This is a genomic window from Collinsella sp. AM36-4AA, from assembly GCF_003467795.1.
Lineage (GTDB): Bacteria > Actinomycetota > Coriobacteriia > Coriobacteriales > Coriobacteriaceae > Collinsella.
Genome location: NZ_QSHS01000040.1, coordinates 1 through 10153 on the forward strand (window position 1 = coordinate 1; position 10153 = coordinate 10153).

The window sequence follows — 10153 nt, forward strand, 5'->3', positions numbered from 1 at the left end:
CTCGGACCACTTCTTAGTGAACATCAACACGGGCCGGGAGACCCACCGCAGCGGCCACTACACGAGGAGGCTCGTCACGGGCGTCGGAGAAATCGAGCTCAGCGTGCCGAAGCTCCGCGGGGCGGCCGCGAGGGCGGTGCGCGGCGGGTTCGCCGAGACGCTGGCCAGCACGGGATTCCCGCCTGAGCGCTGGCGCCAGATCAGGACGAACGACGGGATCGAGCGAATCAACCGCGAGATCAGGAGGAGGACGAGGGTCGTCGGGACCTTCCCGGACGGCATCTCGGCCCTCATGCTGGTGACGGCGAGGCTGAAGTACATAGTGGAGCACGAGTGGGGCAAGAGGAGGCACCTGGATATGTCGAAGCTGGACGAGATGGACGAACTGAAGGGAAAGGCGGAGGGCTAGAAGAGGACGGGGCCGAGGACAGCAAAATCAATTTGCAAAAGAATCTTGACGGTACCCTTCCCCAACATTCCCCAGAAAGTTCGCTGATGTTGACTGGGGTTCCCGTAAAATAAACTCCAACAAAATATGTGCGGAGTGCTGGCCTGGAGCTGCCTTCGGACCCTATTGGCTGCTCACCGAGAGGCTCCGCTATGAAACGACCCCTTTACTACCTGTTCTGCGTGATCGCGTGCACGTCTATGGTCGGCGCGACGATGCCTATGGCAGCCATTGCGGAGGCGATTCAGCCTCAAGAAACAGCCGGGCAGCAGGCGCAAGCCGACGCTACGAGCAGCGGCGCAGGCAAGGCCGAAGACGGCACCAACGCAAACGCGACAGCAGATACCGCAGAGGACAGCACCGCAACATCCACCGGCACCAGCGCCGTCAACACGGAAAGCGCTGACGGCACCCCCACCGCAACCGGCACCCCCACCCCATCCCTCCGCGCCCAAACCAACGGCACCCCCGAGGCAATCTCCACCGCAGCAGAAACCGGCTACGCCCACTCCGCCACGGCAACCCAAAACGGCGTCACCTTCACCGTCTCGTGGAACGACGCCCCCGCGGGCACCGCGACGACCTTCCATGTAACCCAGACCAACGGCTCGTCCCAGGCCAAGGCGCGCATGGACGTGCCCACCTACTGGGACGGCGGCAGCCAGGAAAGCGTCTGCGACCCGTCGCGCGCGGCATGGGCCAGCTACTACAGCCTGGGCACCGCGGGCCACGACTTTACCTTTGACTTCACGGCGTCGGGCACGTACCGAATCTACTTCTACTTTATGGACAACGACAGAAACGACCCCCAAAACGACAAGGGGATCTACTACCTGCGCACCACGGCGGAGGTGACCGTAAACGACGCCGCCCGCCCAAGCGTCACGCAGATCGTCAACGACGCCGTGGATCTGTGCAGGCAACAGACAAACGGCTCGGAATACGACATGGCGCTGTGGCTCCACGACTGGACGCTCGACCAGCTGGAGTACGACCACAGCCTCAACTGGTGCTCGGCCGAAAGCGGCCTCACGCGCCACCAGGGCACCTGCGAGAGCTACCAGCGCATCTACTCCAAGCTCCTTGACGCCGCGGGCATCGCCAACGGCCGCATCACCGGCAACGGCCACACCTGGAACGCCGTGAAGATCGACGGCAAATGGTGCCAGATGGACCTAACTTGGGACGACACCAGCGACAACTGGTACGGAGACCTGGACCAGCGCCATCTGTACTTTGGCCTGACCGACGAGCTCATGGCAATCGCCCACTCCGACCACACGGCTAACTACCAGAAGGCCGACTACGCCTACCGCTCGACAGATCTATCCAACAATTACTTTGTGAGAAATGGCAAAGTCGATGAATGGGCCAAGAAATATGCCGACCGCATTCAGCGGCACCTGGATGCCAAGGAAGAGAGCTTTTCTATCGATGCCGACAACCAGTCCTTCCCGCCGAGTATTTCGGGAATTCAGAATGGGATTGTTGCTTATGCGATGAATCTGAGGGAGTGGAAGACTGATGGCGCAAAAGTTGAGCTTATGGCGGCATCTAGCGTCACAAAAGAATCGAACAGCAAATGGAGCGCCAAGTACGACCTCACAGCAAGCTATGAGACCACGTACGCCATAACAACCATGCCGAAGGACTTTGAAGTATACAACGGAGCCCAAGCCGAATTCACCGTAACGGCACCAAGCGCGACATCGTTCCAATGGCAATGCTCCGACAACGGAGGTTCAAGTTGGTACAACACGGGTATAGGCGGCGAAACTTCCAGGCAGAAAACCCTGAGGTTTGCATCCAATGCCCAGCTCGCGAAGAGGCTCTACCGCTGCCTAGTCTCGTTCCCGAACAGCAGCACCCTCGCAAGCGAGCCCGCACGCCTCGTCCTTGTCGCCCGATACGCCATCAGCTCCCAGCCCGAAGACTGCACAACTGCCGCAGGGTCAACAGCGTTCTTCGCCATCGAAGCAGAGCGGGCTACTTCGTTCCAGTGGCAATGCTCCGACAATGAGGGCAGATCATGGTACAACACGGGGATCGGAGGTGAGACTTCCACGCAGGCGAGAATCGAGTTCACTGCAAGTACAGGATTGTCAAAACGCCGCTATAGATGCTTGGCATTCTTCCCTGATGGGACTAGCTCGGCTTCAAACACTGCACAACTAAAACTAAGCGCTAACCAAATAACCGGGCAACCGCGAGACACGGCCGCCTCGACTGGATCCGAAGCGTCTTTCTCCGTGCGAGCCCTAGGTGCCATCTCGTACCAGTGGCAATGTTCCGACAATGATGGGAAGGGCTGGTACGACACCGGGATTGGCAATGCCGCCTCAAAGCTGCCTACGCTGCGGTTCACCGCCAGTGCCGCACTTGCGAAACGTCTCTACAGGTGCGTTGTCACCTTCCAGGATGGAACAACAGCTGCGACTCAAAACGCCAAACTCTCGTTATTGTCGAATAAAGAGAGGATCACCACGCAGCCGAAAGATTGCGCAACGAGCGCAGGAATTGAGGCCTCGTTCTCAATCGACGCTGAGCACGCGGCCGCATTTCAATGGCAATGTTCTGACAACGGAGGCAGGACCTGGTACAACACCGCAATCGGAGGTGTCACCTCGAAAAGCAGCACCATAAGTTTCACTGCAACCGAAGGCTTGACAAAGAGGCTATTCCGATGCTTAGTCTACCTCGAAGACGGTTCGACGCAAGCCTCCGAGGCAGCCAAGCTGCTTCTACGGTAAAGGCGATCTCATACTTTGAAGCGCCCGCAAAGCCGCTACCGGATATCACAGACCCCACGGCCACCGGAGACGTACAAAGTGTCACCAACCACCATGTCGCCCATGGGGCTGGCCAACATCACAGCGAATTCCGCGATCTCCTCGGGCATGGCGAACCTGCCAAGTCTGTTGTCCTCAGCAGAGATGCTGTCACCCTCCTCGACGCCAAGAAGAGGAGTCGCCGTGCTGCCGGGCGCAATCGCGTTGACTACAATGCCATGAGGAACGAGGGCGGAAGCCATGCCCTCAGTGATGCCCTTCAGACCCCACTTCGATACGCGGTAGGGAGACCATGCGGGCTCGTTGCCAGCCGAGGATGAGACGATAAGGATATGCCCATTGCTGACCTTATCGGAAATCATGCGCTTTGCAACAGACTGCACCATGAAGTAGACGCCGCGCAGGTTGATGTCCAAGATGCGATCGTATTCCTCAACTGAAAAATCGAGAAACCCGCCCATGGAGACGTCCTCGGTGTGAACGCCGGCAGAATTGACTAGGATATCGATGGGGCCGTAGAATGCCACCGCCTCGTCGATGACTTTCGAAAAGGTCTCTGGCTCGGCAAGGTCGACAACAACCCCGGCGCACTTCTCGCCAAGCTCTAACACCACCTTGTCGACCTTCGCGCGCCTAGTGCCGGCGATGACAACATTCGCGCCGTTCTTCAGGAACGCCTTGGCGACCGCCTTGCCGATTCCACCTGAGCCTCCCACAACGAGGGCAGTCTTCCCCTTGAGCAGGCATTCATCGCCGACGGTCTGCATCACAGGCTGTATATTCTTGGCTTTGAGAGCAACGATGCCCTGCTTGATTGCGTGCTTTAGATTCGCCATGCACCTACTCCTCGACATCCATGAACTTGCCTTTATCAGCCTCGAGCCCCTTCCGGTTTCGATCTATGACCAGCTTCGCGTAAAGCACGGGTGCCATGCCGCAGCATGCGATCTTTACCTTCTCGGAACGGTCGACTTCGCTGTTCTTGAACACGGACAGCCAGTTCTTCCTAACGTACGCTGCACATTCTTTCGCGAGCTTGCCTTCGGAGTCCATTTCATCCGCACCTATTATCTGAGTGAGTAGGAACTCGTAGTTTCGCCAGATATGCCAATCGCATGCGTGGCGAACCATCGGAGTGTCCAGAGTCAGGTTCTCTTTAATGAATTTAATATTTCCGAGGGCATTCTTGCCATTTTGAACGTTGTAGTTGGTAAGACCGCTCCCCAAGTTATTCAAACGGTAGTTGTAGACCTTACGTCTACCAACGCCCACATGATTAGAGTGCTGTGCAACCTCGGTAGCAAAGTACAGACCCTCGCCGAACCAAGGAACGGAAAACGAAATATTGTTGTCGACAACTACAGAACGTTTGTACAACTTATTCCAAGGCCCCAGCCGCATAAAGGGATAGATGATGGCAGAGGTGGCGCGCTCTGCCGACCAGGTCTCCCGGACGTCCTCAACAATCTGCTCCCTATCACGCGTTGTAAAGAGATTCACCGAGTAGGACATGTCGGAGCCAGTGCTCTCAGCCAAGTCGACCAAATATTCAACGCAATCGGGCTCCAGCCAGTCGTCACCGTCCACGATCATGAGATAGTCACCCGTCGCGACACCAAGTCCCGCATTCCTAGCGGAGCAAGTGCCGCCATTAGGCTTGTGAATAACAATAGCCCTAGGGTCACGTGCAGCATAGTCATCACAGATGCGACCACTGTCATCGGGAGAACCATCGTCAACGAGAATAATCTGGAGATTCTTGTGGGTTTGAACCTCAAAGGAATGAAGAAGCTTCGGCAGAAATTGTTCAGATTTGTAAACAGCGACGATGATGGAAACAGATGGCTGACTCAAAATAGGACCTTCCATTCATTATTCTAGCGAGCAAGACGGGCGGAGAACTCGCCAACGGTGTCACAAAGGAACTCCGAGGAGGACTCACGGTTGACGGCAAGCGACTCATTGACGCCCGCCCAATCAAAATCGTTGAGGCAAAGCTCTTCTGGCTGAAGCTCCGTGCTTATGCGGGAATCCAACCCGTAGCGAGAAAGAATTGCCTTGTTACGCTCCGCATACTGCTCAGGTAGAATATCGACAAAGGGCGTATTGAACAGCAACGAAAAAGCAGTCCCGTGGAATGAGTCCGTGAGCACGCAGGTGGCATTGTCAAACAGCCAAAGGAATTCGTGAAGCGAAGGGTAGAACAAATTCTTCCCCATCGTCTTACGAAGCGACGGACGAATGCTAACGACCTCGAGGCCGAGTGACTTGCATGCGGCAGCAGAATAGCGGTCGAATGCATCGCTTGGATGCAGGTTGTAGATCAGGCAATACTCCCCATTCACCCCGCGGGGCGCACGAGGCTCAACACGATCAAACCAGGCCTCCTTTGAGAGCAGGTGCACGGGGTCGACAACGGTTTGCGCCTCAAGTCCCATTTCCTCAAGAGTTTTCTGCCCACTTTCCTCGCGCACTGAAAGCCTATCAAAGCGCGCAAACGCTTTGGCGGCACGTTCGCGTTCGCGTGGATCGAGGCCATTTTTACCAAAGGAGGAAGAGAAGGAGAACTTGTAGGCATCGTCTGATGCGCCCTCCAAAAGGTAGGCACCCTCGATGTTTCCATCGGACATGATATTCCACACTTGGTCGCCTCCCACACAAAGGACAGGATACTCGGCAAGAAGCTTACCGAGCTCTTCTGAGTCGGTAACCCTACGGCTCTGCCTCAGCAAATCACTCCTCATCGCCTCGAACTTACGGGCACCAATCGCTTTTGGAATCGCACGAATCGGACCGAGCGCGCCAGAGGTCCTCATGGCATCTGCTAAAGGAAAGTCCCGGGGGATGCGGTAGTCAACATACTCAGCATTGATACCCATTGAGGCGAACGCATCCTGAAGGGCATATGCTTGCAGAATGGAACCGTAGTTCGGCACTGCATGGCGTGACAATATACCGACGCACTTTTTCATTTCTTATTCCTTACCTTTCGCAATCGGCGGTAACGCTTCGAGATGGAAACAAGTATCCGCGCGCGAGCCAAATGCGACTCACACACATAATTGCCTCAGTAAGGCAGCGGATAAAGCAAATAGTCTGCATGCTCGCAACCCCCATCGCAGACACGGTCAAGAGCGAAACGATGCAAAATACAGCAGACCCCACTGTGGTATAGGTAACCTCAGCGACTTTGCCAGAGGCACCAAGAATCGGCCAGCCGACCATCGTTGCATAAAAGGAAAACAGGAGTACGGGTGAAGCCCAGGCGATAACCCAGGAACCTGATAGATAGTCCTTGCCACCGAGCACGAGCATAACTACATCGGAAAGCGCTGCGAAAGCGATGGTGCCAATGAGCAGGACGGGTATTGAGACAAGAAGCAGCTTCCTTGCAAAACCGTAGTCACCCCCCTTGACCATATGTGGGTACAGACTGTTCACAATTGGCGAATAAAGGGACTGGATGGCATTAATTGCAGTCACAGCAAGGGACCAGTAGGAAATCATGGCCTTGTTGGTAATCACGATTCCAATCAAGAGCGTAGTGAAACCGGAAAAAACGACGGAGGCCATGTTCGAGAAACAATAGAGCGCGGAAACCTTCAGCTCTGAAAGCGCCTCGCATAGGGGCACGAACGTAATGGTGGTACCGAACATTCGCTTGGCGGAAATGAAAGACCAGGCAAGGGCAATAACGCTCGAAAGGATGTCGAGAATAGGAATCCACAGAATGTCATCGATAGAATGGACAACGATGAACGTCAAGGCAGTAGAGACACCCTTCGAGACAAAATAGCGAGTCGTCAATGGACCCATGTTTTCATGTCCCTGGAAAAGAAAGTCCGGAGCAAGTGCCTTACCGAATACAGCAACAAATGCAAACATGGTATATAGCATGTTCGAATGAGTAATGGGGATAAACCAGGCAACAACAACAACGACAGCGCCGGTCACTACACCAAGCAACAGGCGAGCCTCTGTCACAGCACCAATAGCCCGGTTCTCCTCTTCGACAGTCTCGGATTTTGCTATGCATTTAGTACCGGAAAGGTTGAAGCCAAAATCGACGAAAGTCTGGGCGAAAGTCATGAACGACACAACATACGCGTAGATCGCATAACCCTCCGGCAGAAGCACACGTGTCAGATAAGGCAGCGTAATGAGGGGAAAAATGTACTTAACAATCTGCAGTCCGTACTGCCAAACGACATTGCTGTAGAAACGTTTGTGTTGAGAACTCAAAGTGAAATCTCCAGACGATATAAGCTAGATAAGTTAATGGGAAAAGACGCACATATAAGGAACAACATGGCTGAAGTTCAAAATGCCATATAGATAGATAAAAACGATAATGACAAACATCGCATATAAGCTTTTTACAATGAGAATCGATGGACAAGTACCGCGATCGCACGAACAAAAAAGCCTTGGAATCGCAATGATACAGATCGACGTGAAGTAGACAGCAATCCTAGAAAACAGCATTACGTATTTAGACAAGACGCACACGACGACTCCAACCATCAAAAGGTTGAACAGGAATATGGTGTGCCTGTCTAACGTTATTGAGCTAACATTTTTAACCCAGAAAAATATTGCAAGACCAATCGAACAAATCAATAAATCGGCAACGTCCATGTTGCCGCTCGATAAAAACTGATTAGACAGATGTTCAACGCTTGCGTATCTTGCAATCTGCGGTGAAACTGCAATTCCAAAAGATAGAAGCGCGGAAGAGATGGCTCCGCCGAAAACAATGGCGCACACAAACGTGAAAAAGGATTTCAAGCTATCCGGACGCCACCCCCTCAATACAACCAAAGGAATGAAGAGCAGAGCCGTAGAGTGAAATAACGATGCCGCCAAAACAGCTATAAAAAATTTAATTGTATCACCTCGAGTAGCAAAAGGAAGAGCATTCAACAGAATTGCCGCGGCAAGTGCCTGCCTAATCCCATTGGATGAGAAAAAGAGAAAACCTCCGAACAAAAATATGTAGACACCCCAAATTGGTCCTAAAGATTGACTATAAATAGCTCTATAAACTAAAAAGACCGTAAGAAAGGAGGTAACGAAAAACATGCTGTGGTAATCAAGGCCGAATAAAATGAGCAATCTACAAAGAGTCACAAATCCCAACTCAAAACGACTGGCAAACCCAGCCTGTATTTCGTTGTAGCCTTTGACATAAATATCGTAGTAATCTGTTCCGAAACCTTCTCTTATACCAAAAGCAATAGCAACAGTTAATCCACTTAAGACAAAAAAACCCAGTCTCGGCTGTTTTAGGGTTCGTCTTTGCTTTAAATCGCATACCGAAAGAAAGGCAAAAAAAACTGAGACGAAAAAAAGGCAACTGTAAAATATCATTTGCCGATAACCTTTCCGGTCAATTTGCCATAAAAGCTGTATGCGAAGCTGTGCAGGGCAGGAGAGACCGCGAACAGAAGGCAGCGAAGGCGCCAAGTCCTGTCAACAAGCGTACTAGCTGCAACGGTCCAACACTGCTTTCTGGCTTTAAAAATAAATGCCTTTGCTGACTCTATGTCAGAGCATTTGGACAAATCGAGCCTTGAAGCTATGCGAAGCGAACAGAAGGCCTCAAAACATGCAAAGGCGTCAAAAAACTCAGGCTTTTCCCGCACAACCCGCCTAACGACATCAAGAGAGGCAGACATTCCGTCGAGCTGGGCATCACCATAACTCTTGATTGTGGTAATAGACCCTTCACGCGCCAGATAACCATATAGCTCAGCATCAAATATGCATGCTTTATCAATCGTCGAAAAAACAGTAGCCTCTACACCAAAATCTTCAAATAGCTGACCATCGGGAAATACCAAAAGCGGCAGAAGCTTCTTTGCATATAACTTTGCGCACGCAGAACCGGACTCACCATCAAGCAGAAGCAAGCTTTCAAGCAAACGGTCACCAGAAACAACCTCAACGGGGCCGAGCTGTCCACCCTTAAAATCTTCGGTACATGAAATTTTTTTATACTTGCAAGTAACAAGAGAAACATCGTTCTCAAGGGCGATCTCGACAAGAAGCTCAATCGTTCTTATATCAAGAACGTCGTCGCCGTCTACAAACATTATGTATTCACCGGTGCAGTGTTTAACGCCGAAATTACGCGCCGAGGAGAGCCCACCGTTTATCTTATGGAGAATTTTAACGCGCGAGTCAGCCTCGACAACGCTTTCGATTAACTCAACTGTGTCATCAGTTGAGCCATCATCCACAATGATAATCTCTAGGTTAGCATATGTCTGCACCAGCAGCGATCTTATGCACGAGCAGGCATAAGAACCCAAATTATACATGGGTACGATTACGCTCACGCATGGGCAATCAGATTCAGAAGCCAGATATCTCATAGAGTTAGATAGAACCTTTCGAAGAAATAGCGTCCAGGTACTCCCCAAGCTCTTCCTCCCAGTCGGGCATGTGGAAGCCCGCGGCCTCGAGCTTCGAGAGGTCGAGCGCGGAGTGGACCGGGCGCGGGGCGATGGGGTCCGAGGCGTTCGCGTAGTAGTCGGCGGTGCTGACCGGCACGACCCTCTCCCCGTTGCCGTTGGCGGCCTCGAAGACGGCGCGGGCGATGTCCGCCCAGGACTTCACGGCGCCGGAGCCGGTGCAGTCGTAGGTGCCGTAGGGGGCGTGCGAGCCCAGCACGTGGAAGATGGCCCCGGCCATGTCGCGTGTGAAGGTCAGGCGGCCCAGCTGGTCGTCCACGACCGTGACCTGCGTGAGCCTGTCCTCGGGGTCGGCGACGCGGTCGGACAGCCCCTTCATGGTCTTGACGAAGTTGTGACCCTCGCCGATGACCCAGCTGGAGCGCATGATGTAGTGGCGCGGGCAGCCGGCCACGGCGATGTCGCCGGCGGCCTTGGTCTGGCCGTAGACGGACAGCGGG

Annotated in this window: 9 protein-coding genes; 2 read left to right on the forward strand and 7 right to left on the reverse strand. The window is 53.4% G+C overall.

Features of this window, described 5'->3' with window-relative positions; translation table 11 throughout:
- The coding region (locus tag DW850_RS09705; protein WP_199575682.1) for a transposase at positions 1 to 409 on the forward strand (409 nt) is incomplete at its 5' end.
- A 191-nt stretch (positions 410 to 600) separates the two neighbouring features.
- A complete protein-coding gene (locus tag DW850_RS09710; protein WP_117786932.1) occupies positions 601 to 3198 on the forward strand; it encodes a transglutaminase domain-containing protein in 2598 nt (865 codons plus the stop codon).
- A gap of 35 nt (positions 3199 to 3233) precedes the next feature.
- On the opposite strand, the gene DW850_RS09715 is transcribed toward DW850_RS09710, so the two are convergent.
- The 7 genes from DW850_RS09715 to DW850_RS10450 form a co-directional block, all read right to left on the reverse strand.
- A complete protein-coding gene (locus tag DW850_RS09715) occupies positions 3234 to 4073 on the reverse strand; it encodes an SDR family NAD(P)-dependent oxidoreductase (protein ID WP_158565257.1) in 840 nt (279 codons plus the stop codon).
- Between the two features lie 4 nt (positions 4074 to 4077).
- Positions 4078 to 5106 carry a glycosyltransferase gene (locus tag DW850_RS09720; protein WP_117786934.1) on the reverse strand — a complete coding sequence of 343 codons (1029 nt, stop codon included), beginning with the start codon at positions 5104 to 5106 and terminating at the stop codon, positions 4078 to 4080.
- An 8-nt stretch (positions 5107 to 5114) separates the two neighbouring features.
- Positions 5115 to 6209 carry a polysaccharide pyruvyl transferase family protein gene (locus DW850_RS09725; protein ID WP_117769570.1) on the reverse strand — a complete coding sequence of 365 codons (1095 nt, stop codon included), beginning with the start codon at positions 6207 to 6209 and terminating at the stop codon, positions 5115 to 5117.
- Between the two features lie 10 nt (positions 6210 to 6219).
- Positions 6220 to 7479, reverse strand: coding sequence for an oligosaccharide flippase family protein (locus tag DW850_RS09730; protein ID WP_158565258.1), 1260 nt, complete (start codon positions 7477 to 7479; stop codon positions 6220 to 6222).
- 33 nt (positions 7480 to 7512) lie between these two features.
- Positions 7513 to 8607, reverse strand: coding sequence for an EpsG family protein (locus DW850_RS09735; RefSeq protein WP_117786936.1), 1095 nt, complete (start codon positions 8605 to 8607; stop codon positions 7513 to 7515).
- Entirely contained in the window at positions 8604 to 9614 is a 1011-nt protein-coding gene (locus DW850_RS09740; protein WP_117786937.1) for a glycosyltransferase family 2 protein, read from the reverse strand. The genes DW850_RS09735 and DW850_RS09740 overlap by 4 nt, the downstream gene beginning before the upstream one ends.
- Before the next feature lie 4 nt (positions 9615 to 9618).
- A partial coding sequence (locus tag DW850_RS10450; protein WP_233540665.1) for a sugar nucleotide-binding protein occupies positions 9619 to 10153 on the reverse strand: 535 nt, incomplete at its 5' end.

What these genes read in the sequence shown, in the direction of transcription:
- DW850_RS09735 (WP_117786936.1), bottom strand. Translation starts at nt 8,607, where the DNA reads ATGATATTTTACAGTTGCCTTTTTTTCGTCTCAGTTTTTTTTGCCTTT.
- DW850_RS09715 (WP_158565257.1), bottom strand. Translation starts at nt 4,073, where the DNA reads ATGGCGAATCTAAAGCACGCAATCAAGCAGGGCATCGTTGCTCTCAAA.
- DW850_RS09740 (WP_117786937.1), bottom strand. Translation starts at nt 9,614, where the DNA reads ATGAGATATCTGGCTTCTGAATCTGATTGCCCATGCGTGAGCGTAATC.
- DW850_RS09710 (WP_117786932.1), top strand. Translation starts at nt 601, where the DNA reads ATGAAACGACCCCTTTACTACCTGTTCTGCGTGATCGCGTGCACGTCT.
- DW850_RS09720 (WP_117786934.1), bottom strand. Translation starts at nt 5,106, where the DNA reads ATGGAAGGTCCTATTTTGAGTCAGCCATCTGTTTCCATCATCGTCGCT.
- DW850_RS09725 (WP_117769570.1), bottom strand. Translation starts at nt 6,209, where the DNA reads ATGAAAAAGTGCGTCGGTATATTGTCACGCCATGCAGTGCCGAACTAC.